The sequence below is a fragment of the Microbispora sp. GKU 823 genome, from assembly GCF_002027145.1.
GTDB lineage: Bacteria > Actinomycetota > Actinomycetes > Streptosporangiales > Streptosporangiaceae > Microbispora > Microbispora siamensis.
Genome location: NZ_MWJN01000033.1, coordinates 1 through 20,095 on the forward strand (window position 1 = coordinate 1; position 20,095 = coordinate 20,095).

Below are 20,095 nucleotides of genomic sequence, written 5' to 3' on the forward strand. Positions count from 1 at the left end.
CCGAGCGCCCGCCCGGCCGCCACCGCCGTCCGGGCCGCGGCGTCGCCGGCGTCCCGCGGGTCGTACGGCTCGACCGCGACCGCCACCCGGGCGCCGGTGAGGTCCTCCAGCGTCCGCTCCAGGTAGGAGCCCAGCAGCGGGGCGACCCACGGCCCGCGCCCGTCCTTCTTGCGTACGGCCTGCAGGCGCAGGCCCTCCCAGCGCTCGACGACCTGGCCGGCCGCGTCGCGCACCGCGATGTCGTAGACGTAGGTGTCACCGTCGCGGGAGCGCTCGGTCGCGCAGTAGCGCAGCTCTCCCGCCTCCGCCAGGCCCGGACCGCCCGGCCACAGCCGTTCGACGCCCGTCGGCAGCAGGGTGGCGTCCGGAACGCAGACCTGATTGCCGTGCATGAGCGCGTCGCGCATGCCCGGGTCGCCGAGCAGCAGGTCGGCCGGCAGGTACGCGGCGAACCAGTCGACCCGGTCCAGGGCCGCCACGTCGGCGTCGACGTGGCGGGCCGCGGCCCTGTGGTAGCGGCGCAGCCGGTGGAAGCGGCCGCCCTGGAACAGGACGTCGCCGTACATCTCGCGCTCCGGGTCCAGCGGCACCGCGGGCAGGCCCTCGGCCTGCTCGGGCGGCCCTGCCGGCGCCTTCTCGCCAGTGAAGCGCACCCGGGCCCGGAAGTGCTCGACGTCGAAGCCGGTCTCCGCGCTGCGGATCGCGACCTCGGCCGTGTCGTCGCCGGTGACGACCGCGGCGATCCTGATCGTGGTGCTGCCGTCCGGCGGCACGATGATCGGCCGCATGAACTCGGCGTCCTCGATGACCGTCACGGTGTCGCGGCCCGCCGCGGCCGTGGCGACCTGGGACATCGCCTCCATTCCCAGTACGGCGGGGAACAGCAGGTTGCCGTCGAGCAGGTGGTCGGCGAGGTAGAGGTCGGTGCCGGCGTTCATCTCGACCTCGCTGACGAGCTCCACGCCGTGGTAGCGGATCAGCGGGGTGCCGACGAACCGCAGCAGCGGCAGCGGCGGTAGGTCGCGGCGGACGGTGCCGACGCCCTCGGTCCGCCCGCTGATCACGACGATCGGCGGCGCGGCGGGGTCGGCGACGAGCCGCCGCATGATCTCCACGCCCTGCTCCGGCGAGATCGGGGTGATCCCCTTGCGGACCAGGCCGTCCACGACCGACAGCCGCTCGCCCATACCGACGTCGGACCAGACCGACCACTCCATGCACACCGTGCGGCAGCCCGGGTGGGCCGTGGCGAACTCGGCGGTGAGCTCGGCCAGCCACTCGTTGGCCGTCGAGTAGTGCCCCTCGCCGTGCAGGCCCGCCCGGCCGATGATGCTGCCGAACGTGACCAGCAGGCGCAGCGCCTCCGGCTCGACCGCGGCGAGCACGTTGCGCAGACCGTCCACCTTGGGGGCGAACGTGCGCCGGAACGCGGCCGCGTCGAGGCTCGCCAGCCCGGCGGGCTCGTTGCGGCCGGCGCCGTGCAGCACGGCGGTGACCGGCCCGAGCGCGCCGCGCACCTCCTCGACCGCCCGGCGCACCTGCTCGGCGTCCGTGACGTCCGCGCGGGCGTAGTGGACGGTCACCCCGGAGTCGGCCATCCGGCGGAGGTTGGCCGCCAGCTCGGCGTCCTGGGCCGGGTCGGACCGCCCGAGCACGGCCAGCTTCGCGCCGCTGTCGGCGGCGACGGCGAGCGCGCACTCGGCCGTGATGCCCTTGCCGCCGCCGGTGACGAGCAGCACGTCGGAGGCGTCCAGCGGCTGCCGCTCGGCCTCCGCCCGCACGGGCATGGCGCGCAGGTCGGCACCCGGCGTGTTCCGGCCTCGTCGTAGTGGGCCTCCGCGAACGCGCTCGTGGCGGCCACCTCGGCCACGACCCACGCCACGGCGTCCGCCGTCGCGGGGACGTGCACGATCGTGGTGCGCAGGTGCGGGGCCTCCTGGTGGAGGTCCTGGCCAGCCCCGCCGCGCCGCGGCCGTGCTGCACCAGGACGAAGCGGCTGCCCGCCGGAGCGACCAGGGCCGCCTGCGCGCCGAGCAGCGCCTGCTCGACGTGCTCCTCCGCGCAATCGGGCGGCAGGCACACCAGCACGCCGGAGCCCACCCCGCCGCGTTCCAGCGCGGCGCGCAGCGGCTCGGCGAGCGGCGAGCCGGCGGGCGCGAAGAGCTGCCAGCGCCCGTCGGCCTCCTCCGCCGCCGCCCGCGCGGGCAGCGCCACCTCGTCGAGGTCCACCGAGAACGGCCTGGCCCAGGCGGCGGCCGGAGCCACCACCTGCGGAGCCGCGGGCGCGCCGGTGACGGCCAGGGCGTCGAGCGCCTCGGCCAGCTCGCGCAGACTAGCGGTGGCGAGGTTGGTCGGCGCCTGCCCGGCCGGAACGCCCAGCCGCTGGGTGGCCTGGTCGATGATGTGCATGACCGTCACCGAGCTGAGGTGCAGCTCGTCGAGCGGCCTGCTGTCCGCGCCCACCATCTCCAGAGGCAGCTCGGCGCGTTCGGCCGCGAGCTGCCGCAGCAGGTCGAGGCTGGAGACGGCGCCCGCGGGGGCGGCCTGGCCGTCCCGGGCGGGAGCCGGGGTCTCCGGCTCGGTGACGCGGCGGGCCGCGGCCCGCACCCGCACCTCCGGCGCCGACTCGGCCGGGCTGGCGAAGAAGGTGAACTTCTGGCCGATCTCCAGCGGCCGGACCAGCCGCCCGTGGAAGATCTCCTCGTGCAGGACCGGCGCCCCCACGACGTACGCCGCGCCGACCACCCGCAGGAGCCCGGCCAGCGACTCGTCGTCGGTGTCGAGCGCGACCGCGGGCACGTCCGTCGCGGCCGAGGCGAGGTTCGTCAGCACCCGGCCCGGGCCCACCTCCACGAACAGGTCGATGTCCTTGGCCGCGAGCTGCACCGCCTGGGTGAACCGCACGGGCTCGGTGATCTGCCGGGTGAGCAGTTCCGCGATGTCGGTGTCCGGGCGCAGCGGCTCCGCGGTCACGGTGGACACGACCCGCCGGCCGATCCGCTCGAACGACTCGCCCGCGAGCCGCGCGCCGAACGCCTCGGCCGCGGGCGCGACCAGCGGTGAGTGGAAGGCGTGGGACACCGCGAGCCGGGTCCAGTTCAGCCCGGCGTCGGCCGCCCTGCGGCCCACCTCCTCGACGGCGTCGACCGGCCCGGCGACCACGGTCTGCTCCGGGCCGTTGTATCCGGCGATCACCACCGGCAGTCCGGCGATGAGGTCGGAGACTGCCGCCGGTGCGGCCCGGACGCCGGCCATGGTGCCGGACGCGCTGTGCTCGGTCATCGCCCGGCCGCGGGCGGCGGCCAGATCGAGCAGCGTGTCCTCGTCCAGGGCGCCCGCCCACTGCAGCGCCGACAGCTCGCCCAGGCTGTGTCCGACCGCGACCTCCGCGTCGAGGCCGAGGAGCGACAGCGCGCGCAGCCCGGCCATCGAGCCGGTGACGATGCGCGGCTGGGCGACCGCGGTGGCCACCATGTCACCCGACGACGGCAGCGCCGCCCGCGCATAGATCTCCTCCACTTCGGCGAACCGGCGGCGCAGCGCGCCCCCGCTGGTTCCCCTGCCGGAGCCCTGGCCGGGGAACAGGTAGCCGATCCGGCCGGGGCCGTCGGCGTGGCCGAGGAAGGCCCGGCCGTCGGAGGTGAACAGGCTGGTCTCACCGCCGTCCAGGGCCGTCAGCACCCGCCGCAACTGCCGCTCGGCGTCGTCGGGCGAGGAGACCACGACGGCCGCCCGGTACGGCAGGTCCCGCAGGTCCCGCTGCAGGGTGGCGGCCAGGTCGGCGATCTGGCCGTAGGACAGCCGCGGCACGAACTCGGCCAGTTCCGCGAGCCGATCGCGCAGCGCCTGCGGCGAGGCGGCGTCGGCCAGCAGCAGTTCCGCGTCCTGGAGCGAGGCGGCCAGCGTCCTGGTGCGGGTGGGCAGGACCCGCCGTCGCGGGCCGGAGCTCTCCAGCACGACGTGGGTGTTGATGCCGCCGAAGCCCATGGCGGTGACGCCCGCCCTGACCGGGACGTCCTCGGGCCAGGGCTCCGCCTTGCGCAGCGCGCGCAGCGGAGCGCCGTCCTCGGCGAGGATCTGGTGCGGCTCGACGCAGCCGATGGCGGGCGGCAGGACCTGCTCGTGCACCGCCATCGCGGTCTTGATCAGTCCGGCGATGCCCGCCGCGGCCTTGGCGTGCCCGATCATCCCCTTGATCGAGGTGATCGCGGCGGGCGCCGCGGCCGGGCCCGCGTCGCTCCTGGCCTGTGACAGCGCGGTGAGCTCGGTCGCGTCGCCGACCGCGGTGCCGGTGCCGTGGCCCTCGAACAGCCCGACCGTCTCGATGCCGAAGCCGGCCCGCTCGTAGGCCCTGCTCAGCGCGAGCCGGTAGCCGCTCACCTCCGGCCTGGTCATGCCGCCCTTGCCGTCGGAGGAGACGCCCCAGCCGGCGATCGTGGCGTAGATCCTGCGCCCGGCCTCGACGGCGTCGGACTCGCGCATCAGCACGACCATGCCGCAGCCCTCGCCCGGCCAGAAGCCGTTGGAGTGCCGGTCGTACAGACGCATCTCGCCCTTGGCCAGCGCGCCGGTCTTCGCGAAACCGATGATCTCGAAGGGGTCGATGGACAGGTCGACCCCGCCGGCGAGCGCGACGTCCAGGTCGCCGTCGAGCAGCGCCTTACACGCCGTCGTCACCGACAGCAGCGAGGAGGAGCAGGCGCCGTCCACGGTGTAGCCGCCGCCGTTGAAATCGAAGTGGTTGCAGATTCGCCCGGCGATGGTGTTCGACAGCCCGCCCGCGAGGGTGTCCTCGTCGACCTCCGGGAACGGGCTCTTGTAGGTGGCCTCGAGGTCGGCGAGGAACGCGGCCAGCCGCTCGTCGTCCCAGCCCTGGTCCTTCAGCGTCGCCGCGACGGTGCGGCGGACGTACGGCCAGCGCAGACGCAGGATGTTGGCGCGGGTGAACTCGCCGGTGAGCGTGTTGCCGACGACGACGCCGGTGCGCTCGCGCGCCAGCCCCTCCCCTTCGGGGAAGCCCGCGTCGGCCAGCGCACGGCCCGCCATGTCGAGGGCGAGCCAGTGCGTCAGGTCGGTCGAGCGGTAGGTGCTGCCGGCGATCCGGTAGCGGAGCCGGTCGAACTCGTAGCCCTCGATGACGGCGGCGGTGCGCGCGTAGAACCGGTCGGGGACCGACGGGTCGGGGTCCCAGTAGTCCTCCAGGCGCATCCGCTCGTCCGGGAGCCTGCGGAAGGCGCGCCGGCCGGCCAGCGCGTTCTCCCACAACTCCTTGGGCGAGGCGGCGTCCGGGTAGCGGCACGCCATGCCGACGATGGCGATCCTGGTGGTGCTCATACGGAGGCCGCCTCTTTGCCGTTGACCGAGACCGGGCCGGTCACGATGACCGGGGCCGGCGTCTGGGCCGGGACGGGCGCCGGCGGGGCCAGGGTCTGCGCCTGTGCCTGCTGGCGGGCCTTGTTCACGAAGTGCAGCGCCCAGAAGAAGCCGCCCCGGATCGCGCAGACGCCGGCGGTGGCGAAGAACAGCGCGTACGAGATGTGGACGGCGGTGAGCAGGCCGTACAGCAGGGCGACGCCGGCGCCGAAGACGACCTGAGAGCCGGGCTTCGACGGCGTCGTTCCGGGGTCGGTGATCATGTAGTTGGTGAACAGGACGAAGGCGACGCCGGTCATCATGCCGAGCGCGGCGGGGATGGAGGTGCCGAAGAAGACGCCGCGCAGGATGGCCTGCAGGGCGAACATGCCCACCCAGCCGGCGATCAGCGGCATGCGGCCGGTCAGCTTGCCGTTGAGCATCGTGCCGCCGAGGATGATGATCGACGGGACCAGCCAGTCGATCCAGGTGTCCACGTTCTCGGTGAAGTGGTACGGCGGCGCGATGCTGGCCCACGGGAAGACCAGCAGGATGACGGCGATGCCGAAGTTCGACGGGTTCATGAAGTGGCGCAGGCGGCCCTTCACCGGAGCCCGCAGCACCCACTTGGCCCCTACGGCCACCACGACCCCGAAGACGAGCACGAGGACCTGGTCGTTGACGTAGGTCAGCATGTTCATGGCCAGGCTGGTGATGTGCGCCGGGTAGAGGAACTCCACCAGGCCGCGCAGGCCGTTGCCCCGGTAGCGGGGGGCGCGCCCCTCGGCCCGCGAGCCGATCCGCTCCAGCAGGATCTCCGTGGCGTACCCGGTGGCGAGGGCGATGAAGGGCCACAGCCACGGCTGCTCGAAGCCGAGGAGCGTGTAGCCGACGATGTTGAAGACCGAAATCGAGATCGCGAAGTTGCGCAGCGCGATGACCACCTTCGGGTCGTGGCGCGGCCCCGCGACGGGCGTGTTGTCAGCCATGTCCGATCACTTCTCCCTGGCCTGCTGGCCGAGCTTGAGCGAGTGCCAGCCCGGGGTGAGCTGAAGATCCTGTTCGCGCACCTGTCCGGTGCGGTCGCGCCACTGCAGGCGCACCTTCACGGGACCGGTGACGTTCGCACCGAGGCCGATGTGCACGTCGGTGCTGCGGCGGCCGGAGTGACCGCTGCTGCCGTCGACCCGGCTGATGTACGTCCGGCCGTCGGGGGTCATGACGCACACCTGCGCGCCGGTCACCGGCGAGCCGGCCGCAGGCAGGGTCCCGTCGGCGGGCTTCTCGTCGCGGGTCAGCCGCAGCCCGAGGAAGGCGCCCTGCTCGGGGCTCTTGTTGCGGTAGAAGATCGGCGCGTCCCACTGGCGGGCGACGGCGAAGTCGACCCGCCCGTCGCCGTCGGCGTCGCCGGTCGCGATGCCGCGGGTCGGCACCGGCACGTCGAGACCGAGCTGCGGGGCGAGGTTGATGTAACGGCCCTCCGGACCCTTGACGAAGAAGTGCAGGGCCTGGTTGCCCGCGATGTCGTCCCCGGCGCGGGTATTCGGCCACCAGGTCGGGTTCTGCAGGAGCTCGTCGTTGGCCGTGGCCAGCTCCTGGAGCTGCGGCCAGCGGTCGGTGTAGCCCTTCACGAAGCCGGTCGCCTGGGCGATGGCCGGCTCGCCGCTGTTGTTGAAGTCCTCGATCTTCACGTCCCAGCCCCAGCCGGACCACGCGGTCTGCGCCGTCGCGCTGCGGTCCACGTACGGCGCCACGCCCTCGCGGAACCTGTCGCGCAGCTCGCTCTGGTTCTTCACGTCGGCGATGAACTGGAAGTTGCTCTCCTCGATGCCCCAGGAGGTGGTGATGTTGCTGACGAACATGTCGTAGACGCCGTCGTGGTTCAGGTCGCCGAAGTCGACGCCCATGCCCTTGAAGGAGTCGTGGCCCACGCTCTTCGACTTGGGGATCAGCGGCGAGCGGACGCCCTCGACCAGCGAGAACTTGAAGTTCCCCGGGGTGGAGCGGTTGTACAGCAACCGGTCGGGGCCGAAGTCGTTGGCCAGGTACAGCTCGGGCAGCAGGTCGCCGTCGAGGTCGTTGGCGGACGCGCCGAGTTCCCAGCCCTTCGACACCTCCTCGGGCAGGACGTCGTCGAACTTCTGGTAGGCGGCCGACGGCTTGTCGCCGCTCTTGGCCCCGGTGAAGCGGAAGAAGTAGTCCTCGCCGCCGTTGTGGGCGTTCGACATCGAGTGGTTCATGTGCACGCCCCCGGAGACCGTGGGGTCGAGCACCGGGCCGTCGGCGAAGTAGTTGCCGATGAAGATGTCGTCGTGCCCGTCGCCGTCGAAGTCGGCCACGGTCGCGGCGTTGGTGTTCCACTGCGGGCCGGTGTACCTGCCGTTGGTCGAGTTCACGCCCGGCACCAGCTCGACCGGCCGGTACGCGGCGGCGGACAGGCCGGACGCGTTCGCCTTGGCCAGGTAGAGGATCGGCGTGCGGCCCCACATGTAGACGAGCAGGTCGAGCCGGCCGTCCTCGTTGTAGTCGCCGGGGACGCAGCCCATCGGCGCCATGTGGTCGTTGACCGGCAGCGGGGCCGGGTTCAGGGCGAACGGCGCATACCGGTTCGCCTTCTCACCCGGAGTCGGCGTGACCACGACCTGGTCGATGCGGGTGTCGACGAGGCACAGGTCGTTGGACAGCCCGTCGCCGTCGAGGTCGTTCATCGCGATCGCCGCGCCGACCGAGGAGATCCAGGCGTCGATGTGCGTGTAGTCCTTGTTGACCTTGCGGATCGACTTCTGGTCGTAGCCGCTCGGCAGGGCGATGGACAGCGGCTCGAACGAGTACTTGCTCGCCGTCTCCGCCGTCTGCGCGGCCGAGTACGTGGGGAGGCGGGCGATCAGGAAGGCGGTCGCGACCAGCACGAGCGCCACGATCCCCGCCGACTGCCTGCGCAGCCAGCCAAGTGTCGCGGTCACTGGGTAACACCTCCAAGGGAGACGAATTCGTTGGCGATGCACTGCCGCCACAGCTCGTAGGCCGGCGGGTTGCCGTCGCTCGACGGCTGCGCGGGACGGACCCGCTGGGTGACCAGGGCGGCCCGCTCCTCGGTCGTGCCGCAGAAGATCTCGGTGGCCAGGCGGGTGTGCGGCACGACCAGGCCGGCCCGCACCCGCGCCTCCGCGGCGAAGGCGCTGCCCTGGGCGACCTGCGAGCGGTGCTCGCCGGCGCGCTCCCAGAGCCGGCGCAGCTCCTCCTCCGCCGCGCCGCCGGCGTAGGTCGCGGCCAGTCCCGCGCCCGCGAACAGGTCGGCCCACCGCGACGGGTCGAAGCTCTCGATCAACGAGGCGCACCGGTCGGCGTCCGTTCCCGCCACGAACCACATGGCGCGGCCGATGCCCTGGTCCAGCGCCCGGTTCGCGTACGGCCGGGTGGCGTCGGCGGGCCAGGGGAACTCGGGATCCCGGTACTGGCCGTACACGTACTGGTCCGTACGGAAGTACGCCTGGTGGAAGCCGTAGCCGTCGAGCACCAGCCAGCGCAGCAGCGGGTCGAGCGTCTCGGCCTTCGGCCACAGGAACCTCGGCAGGCGGGCCATCGCCCAGCCGATCCCGACGTACACCATGTAGATGTGCCGGTCACCGCGCCCGGCGAGGAACTTCTCGATCCTCCCGCCGCCGAACGGCATCGCATCGAGGATGGCGAGGGCCATTCCGGCGCCCTCGTAGGCGAACCCGCGGAAGCGGGTCGGCACCTCCTCGAGGCGCTCCTCCGCCTCGGCGACCGTGCGCGCCTCCATCGCGTGCGCGTACCCGAGGAGGAACGTCTCGCCGACGGTCTCGAGCAGGTCCCGGGACTCCGGGCTCTTCACGTGGAAGCCACGCGTCGACATCTTGGTCTCCGAGATGTCCGGCGTCATGATCCGGCGCCTCAGCGACCGCAGAAAACTCGCCAATTACCTCTACCGCCCTCCGGATAACCCGTGACTACGGACAATCATGAATTTATTCACGCATATCGCTCAGGGCGCGGCCACTTCAGAAGTGCCCATTCAGCGTCGTTTTCGGGCACTCCAAAAGAAACGCGCGAAGAATGGCCGCACGTCGGCGCGCGGCAATAGCAATACGGAAGAGGAATTCGGCTCGGCCTCCGGCCGAGGGTCAGCCCACCAGGCGGCCGGCGAAGTGCGCGCGCACCCGGCTCCGCCACAGCTCGTACGCAGGCACCGGTCCGGACGCGTCCGCCGCCACCTCGCTGTCGTCGGCCAGCGCGACCGCGTCCCGGACGGACAGTCCCGCCAGGGCGCCGGTGGCGACCTCCGTGTGCGCGGGCACGAACCCGGAGTAGCTGCGCGCCTTGGCGGCGAACACCACGCCCTGGGCCACTTCGGGGCCGTGCTCGCCGGCCTCCCGGAGCAGCACGGCCAGCGCGCCGGCGTCGCCGCCGCCGGCGAACGTCGCGGCCAGGCCGACTCCGCTCCACAGGTCCGCCTGGCGATGGCTCGCGAACCGTCCCACGGCGGCGGCGACGTCCCGCACCCGCGCGCCGTGGATGAACCACAGCGCCCGCCCGATGCCCTGGTCGACGGCACGGAGGAAGTAGTCCGGCGAGCCCTCCCAGGCGTACGGCGCGGGCACCCGCTGCTCGTCGACCCAGCGGCGGGTGTCGAAGTAGGCGCGGTCGAAGCCGTAGCCGTCCACGGCGAGCCAGCTCATCGTCGGGTAGTACGGCGAGCCGCCGAGGTCGGGCATCACCTTGCGCCACAGCACCCGGGGCAGCCGGGCCATGGCGAAGCCGATGCCGATGTAGGTGAGGAAGATGTGCGGTTGCCCGGGGCCGAGCAGCAGGTCGCGGGTGCGGTGGCCGCGCCCGCCACTCATCGCGTCGAGCACCGTGAACGCCATCGTCGCGCCCTCGTAGGCGAAGCCGCGCAGCTCCGGCTCGACCATGCTCAGCCTGCGCTCGACCTCCCACTGGTCCCGTGCGTCGATGCCCCACTCGAACCCGCACACGACCGCCTGCGGGATCGCCTCCAGCCGCCGGGTGACCTCCGAGGGGGAGCCCGGAAAACCCCGCGCGGCGAAGGTCACTTCGAGCAGGGACGGGGCCAGCAGAAGCCTGCGGAGCGAACCGGACAAAGTCGACATGTCACACCTCTCCTCGTGGGCGCCTGGTCCGGCCGGTCGCGTCCACGACGGTGGGCGGGACCTCCCGGCGGGCCGGCGGCCGGACGTGCGGACGCGGGGACACCCGGCTACCGGACGCCGGCGCGCGGCGTCACCCGCGCACGCACAACTGGCGCGTCGCCCATCCGGCCTTTCCCGCTATTCCTCACGGACGGCCTCGACCGCACTTTCTCAGCATGCGTCCATGGGACATTTCCGGCTTTTCGCAAAATGCGCGATCGTTACGGCAGCAGGTTTACGCCTATGACGTTCCCTGTCAGAGCACATTCGGATAAGACCGGCCGGCCGACCGGGAACGCGGGAGAGGCCAGACACCCGCCGGCCACGGTGCGGACCACGAGGACCAGGCCGACCCCGATCCCGGCCCCGATCCCGATCCCGGCTCCGGCTCCGCACGCGCGCGGAGGGCGGCGACGACCGCGACGACCGCCGCGAGTTCCTCGGGGGTCGGCTCCCCGCGCACGACGATCAGGTCGATGCCGCCGGCCACGTCGCCCATCAGGCTGTCGTCCACATCCGCCTCCCGTCTCGACGGTCACACCAGGCGAGCGGGGCGGGCAACTTCCTGGATGCTTGCCGGATCAGGTGGCGGCCTGGTCGCCGAACTCCAGGACGAGCGGCAGGTCGGCGCGGCGGGCGATGCCGAGTTTGCGGTAGGTCCGGGTGAGGTGCTGCTCGACCGTGCTGACCGTGATGTAGAGCCTGGTGGCGATCTCGCGGTTGGTGTAGCCGGCCGCGGCCAGGGAGGCGACCCTGCGCTCGGCGTCGCTCAGCGCGCCGACCGGCTCGGCGGCCGGCGGACGGGCCGGGACGGCCTCGTCCCACGTCCGGGACGCGGCCACCGCCGGCGTCCCTGCGCCGCACTCGGCCGACACGGCCCGCGCCCGGGCGGCGACCGTCCTCGCCCGGCGGTACTCGCCGAGCGCCTCGAAGGTGCCGACCAGGTCGGTCAGCGTGCGCGCCAGCTCGTACCCGTCGCCGGCGGCCTGCAGGCTCTGCGTCGCCCGGCGCAGCAGCGCCGGACGCTCGGCGGGTTCGAGAGTGGCGGCCAGCAGCCGCAGGGCGATCCCCCTGCCCCGGAGGTCGTCGGGCACCTCTCCGTCGAGCTGAGCCCGCAGCAGCTCGCGCGCCTCCTGCACCTGGCCCATGCGCAGGCACGCCTCGGCGGCGTCGGCCCGCCAGGGGATGAGGCCCGGCGTGTCCAGATCCCACTCCCGCATCAGGTCGCCGCAGCGCTGGAAGTCGCGCAGCGCCAGCGCGAAGTAGCCGGTCGCCAGGCTGTGGCGGCCCCTGGCGTGCAGGTAGTGCAGGCCGTACCGGGTCTGGAACATCGCCTCGGGGACGGGCACGTCCAGGTGCTCGCGCACCGCCTCGTACCTCCCCATCGCCGTGTGGGCCAGGATGAGGCTGCTCAGCGGGCCGCCGACCGCGACGCCCCAGCCGCCGACCGGGATGGTCTCCAGGGCGGTGCGCGCGTGCCGGGCCGCGCCCGGCATGTCCCCCTGCCTGATGCAGATCTCCGCCCGGATCGCCGCGAGCCTGGCCCGCCTGCTGGGCGCCTGCCGCGCCGACGCCTCGGCGCCGAACAGGTCGCACCACGGGGCCGCCCGGCCGGCGCGCCCGGCGTAGACCAGCGTCAGCAGCGAGTTCTCGATCGTGTCCATCGACATCTCGTCGAGGCCGGAACCCTCCAGGATCCGCTCGACGGTGTCGGCGTGCTCCTCCCGTGGGCCCTGGGTGAGCACCTCCGCGAGGGCGAGCGCCGACTCCAGCCGCCGGCTCGCGGAAACCGACACGATGCCCGCCAGCGCGTCCTCCCCCGCCGTGTCCCGCAGCGTGGCCAGGAAGGGCGGGTAGGCCGCGCGCAGCCACAACCGGGCCACCAGAAGCTCGGCGAGCGCTTCGTGGCCGGTCGCCACGCCCGGCTCCTGCACATGGTCGAGCACCTCGCGGGCGTCGTCGACGCGGCCGTGCCAGAGCAGGGCCCGGGCCAGCACGACGGCGTCGCCGCCGCGCAGGCTGCCCCGCTGCATCGCCTCGGCGAGCTGGGTGAGGCGTCCCGCGGGCGCGGCCGGGTTGATCCGCCACTCGGCGCGCACGAGCATCGTCATGATCTTCGCCCGCTGCGACTCGTCCGCGCACGCGCACGACGCCAGCCGCAGGTAGCCGACCGCGGCGTCCACCTGACCGGACCGCAGGGCGCTCCTGGCCGCCTCCTGCAGGATCTCGACGCCCCACGGCGCGTCCACCCGCCCCGCCTCCAGCAGGTGCCGGGCGACCACACCCGGCGAGGCGCCCGCGCCGTACGCCAGTTCGGCCGCCCGGCGGTGGAGTTCCACCCGCTCCCCCGCGTCCATCGCGGCCAGGATCGCCTGCCGGGCCGCCTCATGACGGAACGTGCCGAGCGCGGTCAGCCCGGTGGCGCCGAGGGCGTGCAGGTCCCGGTGCACGTCGGTCGCCGGGAGGCCGAGCAGCCGGTCGAGGGCGGCGGGGTCGCCGAGGACCGCGAGGCCCTGCGCCACCCGCGCGACCCGGGGGTCGCCGCGCTCCAGGCAGGCCAGCACGGCCTGGCCGTACTGCTCCCCGGTGACCACCGCGGACGGCGGCTCGTGCGTCGTGCGGGCGGCCTCCGCGTAGTCCTCGGTCAGGGCCGTGACCAGGAGCGGGTTGCCGCCGCTGTGCGCGTACAGCTCGTCGGCGAGCCGCTCGGCCGCCCTGTCCCCCAGCCGCTCGGCCGCGATCGCGGCCACCCCGGCCCGGGACAGCCGGGTGAGCTTGACGCGGCGGCAGTGCGGCTGGCGCAGCAGCTCGGTCTGGAAGTAGGCGTCGGTGTACCACGCCTGGTCGGCGTGCCCGAACGCGAGCACGATCTGGGCGAGCCGCACCCGGCGCGCCAGATAGGCGAGGCAGAGCAGGGACGCGCGGTCGGCGTGGTGGACGTCGTCGACGACGAGCACCAGAGGGCACCGCTCGGACAGGTCGAGCAGCACGCCGCAGATGGCGGAGACGAGCTGGGCGTCCAGCTGGCGGCCGTCCGGGCCGTCGCCGGAGGTCACCGCGCGCACGCCCTCGTCAAGCAGCGAAAGCGCGCGCTCCCGCTCCTGCGGGACCAGCGGCGCGTCCTCCACGAGCTGGCGCAGCACGCCCAGCGGGATGTCCCGCTCCAGCGGCGACCCCGTCGCGGTGACGGCCAGCGCGCCCAGCTCGATGGCCTGCTCCGCGAAGGTGTGCAGCAGCATGCTCTTGCCGGTCGCCACGGCGCCGCCCACGAGGGCGACCCTGCCCCTGCCCATGACGGCGCTGGCGAGCAGCGCCTCGAGAAGCGCCAGTTCCTGTCCTCGTTCGACCATGGCCATCGCCGTCTCACCGCCCGTCATGTCGTCACCTGCCGGCCTTCACCCGCAGGGCCCGCCCGGCGCCCCGGCGCCCGTGGCGCCCCTTCTCTTCCGCGTCCCCCCGCGCCGTGCCGGGTCCGGCCCGGCGCTGCGGACGGCGGCGCGCACCGCGGCCAGCGCGGCCGCCTGGACGTCCCGCTCGATCCCGGCCCCCCAGTGGCAGGCGCCGTCCACCCGGTACTCGGCGTAGACCGCAACGTCGTCCCGCCGCGCCGCGCCCGCGTGCCCGGCGTCGACGTGCAGCGTGACCGTCCCCCGCGCCGCGGCCATCGGCACGCCGCGACCGGTCGTGCCGTCCGGCACGCGGTCCAGCACGTACTCCCGCCGGAAGACCTCCATGACCCGGTCCGGCGGGATCTCCCCGCCCTCGGCGTCCGCCACCGCCTGTATCCGGCGGGCGAAGTCGATCTGCAGGTCGCGCGGCAGGGTCAGCCCGTGCCGGGTGCTCATGACGTAGGCCAGGCCGCCCTTGCCGGACTGGCTGTTGATCCGCACCACGGCCTCGTGCGTCCGGCCCACGTCCCGCGGGTCCAGTGGCAGGTACGGCACCCGCCACGGCTGGTCGGCCGGGCCGGTGCCGGTACGCTCGGCCTCCCGCTCTGCGGCGTCGAAACCCTTCCTGATGGCGTCCTGGTGGGAGCCGGAGAACGCGGTGTAGACGAGATCACCGCCGTAGGGATGCCGGGGGTGCACCGGCATCCCCGTGCAGTGCTCGACCGTACGCCGGACACGGTCGAGGTCGGAGAAGTCGATGCCGGGGTCCACGCCCTGGGTCGAGAGGTTGAGGCCCAGGGTGACCAGGCACACGTTGCCCGCCCGCTCCCCGTTGCCGAACAGGCAGCCCTCGATCCGGTCGGCGCCGGCCATCACGGCCAGTTCCGCCGCGGCGACGCCGGTTCCCCGGTCGTTGTGCGGGTGGACCGACAGGCAGACGTGCTCGCGCCGGGAGAGGTTGCGGTGCATCCACTCGATCTGGTCGGCGAAGACGTTCGGCGTCGCGCGCTCGACCGTGGCGGGGAAGTTCAGGATGATCTCGCGGCCGGCTTCCGGCTGCCAGACGTCCATGACCGCCTCGCAGACCTCGAGGGAGAAGTCCGGCTCGGTGTCGTTGAAGTGCTCGGGCGAGAACTGGAAGCCGAGATCGCACCCGTCCAGCGTCCGCTCCGCGTACTTCATCACCAGCCGGGCGCCCTGGACGGCGAGGTCCTTGCACGCGTCGCGGCTCATTCCGAACACCAGGTCGCGAAACTGCGGAGAGGTCGCCGCGTAGAGGTGGATCGTGGCGCGCCGCGCCCCCTCCAGGCTCGCCACGGTGCGCTCGATCAGCTCGTCGCGGGCCTGCACGAGCACGGAGACGCGGACGTCGTCGGGGATCAGGTCCCGCTCGACGAGCATCCGGACGAAATCGTGGTCGTCCCTGCTCGCGGCCGGGAAGCCGACCTCGATCTCCTTGTAGCCCATGCCGACCAGCAGGTCGAACATCATGAGCTTCCGGGCGGGCGTCATCGGCTCGGCCAGCGACTGGTTGCCGTCGCGGAGGTCGGTCGACAGCCAGCGCGGCGCCCTCTCGATGACCGCGTCCGGCCAGGCGCGCCGTTCGAGAGGAACCCGCGCGGATCCGCTGTAGCGTCTGATCTTCACGGTCGATTCCTTTTCTCCGGGCGCTCACACCTCAGCTGAGCGAGCCGAAATAGACGGAGTAGGAGAACGGCGAGAGAAGGACCTGCACCTGGTACGCATCGGTCTCGTCGTGCATCCGGAACATCGTGGAGATCTCCGGATAGGCCGCGGCGAGCCCGAGGCCGACGAAGTAGGAGTCGCTCTCGAAGACGATGCGGTGCAGTCCCCGCTCGAACCTGCGGGCGCGCCATTCCTCGACCCGTCCCTCGTGGTCGGTCTCCGCCTTGACCTCCGCATACCAGAGGCCGTTCTCAATGCGCTCAAGCCGCACCCGGACACCCGCGGCCGGTCGGCCGTACAAGCCGTCCAGCACCTGCAGTGCAATGCCCATCTCATGCCACACAATCCCGGGCTCCTGCCGGCCCGGCTCGCGCCGTCTTCTCCTGGTCCGCCCGGGCGTCGCCGCCTTTTCGCAGGCACCGCCCGGGCTGGTCATCACAATGCCGCCCATCTCTATCGACGTGGCATCACCCGGCTATCGCCTCCGCATCCCTCGGTTCTCGCCGGACGCGGGACCGCCGTCGGGCGCCGGCCCCCGAGGACCGCGCCCAAGCGGCGCGAGGCCCCCTCCGTTCCCGCTTGACCTGCGCTGATGGTGTCCCGGAAGCGCGGCGATAAGGCGCCGATGGCGGCGTCCCCGAACGTCGGTCCCGTCAGCCGATCGGCGCCCGGAGCGCCGCGACAGGTGGAGGTAGAATCCAGTGGCCGCCAAGCCCAGCACCATCAAGCGAGTCGCCGTCACCGTCTTCATCGCTCTCTCGGCCGCCGCTTCCGTAGCCAGCGCCGCACTGGCCGGGCCGGCCACCACCGCCTACGCGGACACCGGCGCCGGCACCGCCTCGGCCCCCTCGCCCTCGCCGAGCCCCACCTACGTCAACCCCTGGGACTGATTTCGGCGGGCCGGCCTGACCGGCACACCGCCGGGGAGCGGCCGGAGACCCACGTGTCTCCGGCCGCTCCCGGCTTTACAGCCGACCAGACACAATGCGGATTACCAGCGCAAACCACTCTCGGACCCCTTCTGCCGGCGAACTCGCCAGCGGGCTGGGATATGAGTCATCGCTACCCCCGGCGGGTCGAATTCACCTGCCGGACGGCGATCCCACCTAGCCAGCGGCGGCGTCTGGCTGTACGATCCCTGACAACAATGCCAATACAGGACAGGCGGGCGACTATGCTCTATTACGGGGATGATCTCGCCACACCGTAGTCAGGCTGGCAGTTGCTGCCCCCTCGACGAAATGGTCCGTAAACTGCCGTAGCACGAGAACGACCTTACGCTGAAGGTCCTCTATTCTACACTTTGCACAGCGCGAGGAATTATGTCCGCGCTGTACACGGTTTGAGCAGTTTCAAAGGAGACGTAGGTGGACTTTCGCCTACTGGGAGCGCTCGAAGTAACCGTGGACGGGCAACGTCTCGATCTCGGAGGCGTCCGGCAACACACGGTCCTGGCTGTCCTGCTTCTGGAGGCCAACCGGCCGGTGGCGGTCCACCGGCTCATGGAAGCCATCTACGGGGACGACCCACCCGCGACCTCCCGGGCCCAGGTGCAGATCTGCATCTCGTCGCTGCGACGCCTGTTCGGCGGCTACGGCCACGAGCAGATGATCGTCACCCGCGCGCAGGGGTACGCCTTCCGGGCCGACAGCGAGCGGATCGACGCGCACCGCTTCGAGAACCTGGTGCTCAAGGCCCGGCAGGCCCGCGACAACCGGGGCCTGGAGGAGGCCGTCCGGTATTACCGCGAGGCGCTCGCGCTCTGGCGCGGACCCGCACTGGAGGGCATCGAGAGCAGGGTGGTGCAGTCCGCCGCGAGCTGGCTCGACGAGGAGAGACTCACGGCGAACGAGGACTGCATCCAGCTCGAACTGGACCTCGGCCGGCACCACGAGGTGGTGAGCGAGCTGCGCAGGCTCGTGGAGGAGCACCCGCTCCGCGAACGCCTCCTCGGCCAGTTCATGACGGCGCTGTACCGCTCGGGCCGGCAGGCGGAGGCACTGCAGGTGTACCGCGACGCCCGGCGCACGATGATCGACGAGCTGGGCATCGAGCCCAACGAGCGGCTACAGCAGCTCGAGCACGCGATACTCACGGCCGACGAGAGCCTGAACCCGCCGCGCGAGAGCGTTCGCGTCGCCGCCGAACCGCCCCCGCCGCCCGCCGCCCCGCCCGTCGTCCCCGGCATGCTGCCCGCCGGCATCGCCGACTTCATCGGCCGCAACAGGCAGCTCGAGGACATCAGGCAGCGGCTGACGAAGGTCCCCGACGGAGCCGCGCGCTTCGCCGTGCCGATCGTGGCGATCTCCGGAAGGGCGGGCATCGGCAAGACCACCATCGCGGTCCACGCCGCGCACAGCGTCGCCGACGTCTATCCCGACGGGCAGCTCTTCGCCGACTTGCACGGCGGCATCTCCCGCCCGGTCAGCCCGATGCAGGTCCTCGAACGGTTCCTGCGAGCGCTGGGCGTGCCCGGCAGCTCGCTGCCCGAGGGCCTGGAGGAGCGCGCGGAGACGTACCGCTCGCTGCTGGCGGACCGCAGGATGCTCATCGTGCTGGACGACGTGAGCAACGAGAGCCAGGTCCTGCCGCTGCTGCCCGGCAATCCCGCCTCCGCCGTCATCGTCAGCAGCCGGAGCCGCCTGGTGGGGCTCGCGGGGGCGATGCACGTCGACGTCGACCTCTTCGACGTGAACCAGTCGGTGGACCTGCTCGCGCAGGTCGCGGGCGCGGAACGGGTGGAGGCGGAAAGGGAGGCCGCCGAGGCGCTCGCCGAGCTGTGCGGCCACCTGCCCCTCGCGCTGCGCATCGCGGGCGCCCGGCTGGCGGCCCGTCCGCACTGGAGCGTCGAGCAGCTGGTCGAGCGGCTGCGTGACGAGACGCGCCGGCTCGACGAGCTGATGCACGGCGAGATGGGCATCCGCGCCAGCCTCTCGCTCACCTACGAAGGCATCAGTGAGGAGGCGCGGCGGCTGCTGCGGCGCCTGGCGGTCCTCGACTCCCGCATCTTCTCGGTCTGGACCGGCGCGGCCCTGCTGGACCGGCCGCTCACCGAGGCGCAGGACCTGCTGGACGACCTCGCGGACGCTCACCTCGTCGAGGTCCTCGTGGGCCGCGGCCCGCACACGCAGTATCAGATCCACGACCTCATCCGGGTGTTCGCGCGCGAGCGCCTGGCCGCCGAGGAGCCTCCGGCGGAGCGCAAGGCCGCGCTGTCGCGGGTGCTCGGCTCGCTGCTCGCCCTGACGTGTGCGGCCCGGTCCCGGGAGTTCGGCGCCGACGTGCTCGCCAGCGACGAGGGCACGTTCCCCGGGACGCTGCCCGACCGGGTGATCGAGCAACTCGTCGCCGATCCGATGCCGTGGTTCGAACGCGAGCGCTACCTGCTCGTCTCCGGCATCCGTCAGGCGGCGCAGGCGGGCTTCGTGGAGCTGTGCTGGCGGCTCGCCGCCAACGCCGCGGCCTTCTTCGAGTCGCGGGTCTACCTGGACGACTGGCGGGAGACTCACGAGATCGCGCTCGATGCGGCGCGGCAGGCCGGGGACCGGCGCGGCGAGGCCGAGATGCTGTACACCATCGGCTCGCTGTCCTTCAGCGAGCAGCGGTTCGACGAGGCGCGGCAGGAGCTGGAGGCAGCGGTCCGGCTGTTCGAGGAGGTCGGCGACGACCACCGGATCGCCCTGGCGATCCGCAGCATCGCGGTCCTGGAACGAATCAACGGGCGGTTCGCGGAGGCGGTGGCCAACTACGAGAAGGCCCTCAAGGTGTTCCACAGCGCCGGGGACCACGTCTCCGCGGCCCACACCCTCTACAGCCTCGCCCAGCTGCGGCTCGACTGCGACGACCTGGACGGCGCGAAGACGCTCCTCGCGGAGGCGCTCACGCGGAGCAAGGCAGGGGGCGACCGCAGGGTCACCGCCCAGGTCCTGCACCGGATGGGTCAGGCGCACCTGCAGGCGGGTGAGTACGGCCTGTCGGCCGGCTCCTTCGAGGAGGCGCTGACGGTGGTGCGCGGCATCGGCGACTCCATTGGTGAGGCGCTGGCCCTGCACGGCTTCGCCATCGCCCGGCTACGCCAGGGGAAGATCGTCGAGGCCGAGGAGACGCTGCAGGACGCGCTGAAGCTGGCGACGGCCTCCCGTCACCGGCTGGCGGAGGCACGCGTGCTGTCGGGGCTGGGCGAGCTGGCGAGCGCCCTCGGCGAGCCCGGCCAGGCCGCGACGCACCTGCGCAGGGCCGCCGGCCTCTTCCGTGGCATGCAGATGCCGTTGTACGAGGCACAGACGCTCATCATGCTGGGCGACGCGCTGTACGCCACGGGGGACTACAGCGAGGCCGACGACGTCATGGCGCGCACGCTCGACCTCGCCGACCGCATCGACGAGCAGGCCGGGCAGCGGGTGCGCGAGCAGTTGTTCCGCGTCCAGCACGCCCGGCCGCCCGCGCGCGGCGGACTGCCGACCGCCGGCGCCTGGGGCCGGTGATCGCAGGGCGACG

At 72.7% G+C, this 20,095-nt stretch carries 11 protein-coding genes and 1 pseudogene; 2 read left to right on the plus strand and 10 right to left on the minus strand.

Annotation, left to right across the window (positions count from 1 at the left end):
• The 10 genes and pseudogenes from B1L11_RS51190 to B1L11_RS18945 form a co-directional block, all read right to left on the minus strand.
• The coding region (locus tag B1L11_RS51190; protein ID WP_256862684.1) for an SDR family oxidoreductase at nt 1-1,787 on the minus strand (1,787 nt) is incomplete at its 3' end.
• A gap of 1,018 nt (nt 1,788-2,805) precedes the next feature.
• A pseudogene (locus tag B1L11_RS51195) lies at nt 2,806-5,334 on the minus strand (type I polyketide synthase); the annotation flags it as partial.
• Complete coding sequence (locus B1L11_RS18910; protein ID WP_079315716.1) at nt 5,331-6,341, minus strand: enediyne biosynthesis protein; 1,011 nt, start codon at nt 6,339-6,341, stop codon at nt 5,331-5,333. The pseudogene B1L11_RS51195 and the gene B1L11_RS18910, both read right to left, overlap by 4 nt.
• Nucleotides 6,342-6,347: 6 nt before the next feature.
• On the minus strand, nt 6,348-8,315 hold the full coding sequence (locus tag B1L11_RS18915; protein WP_079315717.1) for a CRTAC1 family protein: 1,968 nt from the start codon (nt 8,313-8,315) through the stop codon (nt 6,348-6,350).
• A complete protein-coding gene (locus tag B1L11_RS18920) occupies nt 8,312-9,292 on the minus strand; it encodes a DUF1702 family protein (protein WP_079315718.1) in 981 nt (326 codons plus the stop codon). Before B1L11_RS18920 ends, B1L11_RS18915 begins: the two co-directional genes overlap by 4 nt.
• 205 nt (nt 9,293-9,497) lie before the next feature.
• Nucleotides 9,498-10,484: a DUF1702 family protein gene (locus B1L11_RS18925; RefSeq protein ID WP_079315719.1), complete on the minus strand. Its 987-nt coding sequence runs from the start codon at nt 10,482-10,484 to the stop codon at nt 9,498-9,500.
• A 295-nt stretch (nt 10,485-10,779) separates the two neighbouring features.
• Nucleotides 10,780-11,037 carry an acyl-CoA carboxylase epsilon subunit gene (locus B1L11_RS18930; protein ID WP_079315720.1) on the minus strand — a complete coding sequence of 86 codons (258 nt, stop codon included), beginning with the start codon at nt 11,035-11,037 and terminating at the stop codon, nt 10,780-10,782.
• A 67-nt stretch (nt 11,038-11,104) separates the two neighbouring features.
• Entirely contained in the window at nt 11,105-13,900 is a 2,796-nt protein-coding gene (locus B1L11_RS18935; RefSeq protein WP_256862685.1) for an AAA family ATPase, read from the minus strand.
• An 18-nt stretch (nt 13,901-13,918) separates the two neighbouring features.
• The gene (locus B1L11_RS18940) at nt 13,919-15,559 is read right to left on the minus strand and encodes a 2-isopropylmalate synthase (protein ID WP_079315721.1); all 1,641 of its coding nucleotides are present in this window, start codon (nt 15,557-15,559) and stop codon (nt 13,919-13,921) included.
• A gap of 31 nt (nt 15,560-15,590) precedes the next feature.
• Nucleotides 15,591-15,929 (minus strand): hydroxyisourate hydrolase, encoded by a 339-nt coding sequence (locus B1L11_RS18945; RefSeq protein WP_179155215.1) that lies wholly within the window; start codon nt 15,927-15,929, stop codon nt 15,591-15,593.
• Between the two features lie 370 nt (nt 15,930-16,299).
• Between B1L11_RS18945 and B1L11_RS18950 the strand changes: the two genes are divergently transcribed.
• A complete protein-coding gene (locus B1L11_RS18950; protein WP_079315723.1) occupies nt 16,300-16,488 on the plus strand; it encodes a hypothetical protein in 189 nt (62 codons plus the stop codon).
• A 477-nt stretch (nt 16,489-16,965) separates the two neighbouring features.
• Nucleotides 16,966-20,082, plus strand: coding sequence for a BTAD domain-containing putative transcriptional regulator (locus tag B1L11_RS18955; protein ID WP_079315724.1), 3,117 nt, complete (start codon nt 16,966-16,968; stop codon nt 20,080-20,082).
• Nucleotides 20,083-20,095: the final 13 nt, after the last annotated feature.

Bases quoted from the DNA above. Each gene is read 5' to 3' on its own strand.
- B1L11_RS18910 (WP_079315716.1), bottom strand. From the start codon at position 6,341: ATGGCTGACAACACGCCCGTCGCGGGGCCGCGCCACGACCCGAAGGTG.
- B1L11_RS18925 (WP_079315719.1), bottom strand. From the start codon at position 10,484: ATGTCGACTTTGTCCGGTTCGCTCCGCAGGCTTCTGCTGGCCCCGTCC.
- B1L11_RS18935 (WP_256862685.1), bottom strand. From the start codon at position 13,900: ATGACGGGCGGTGAGACGGCGATGGCCATGGTCGAACGAGGACAGGAA.
- B1L11_RS18945 (WP_179155215.1), bottom strand. From the start codon at position 15,929: ATGGGCATTGCACTGCAGGTGCTGGACGGCTTGTACGGCCGACCGGCC.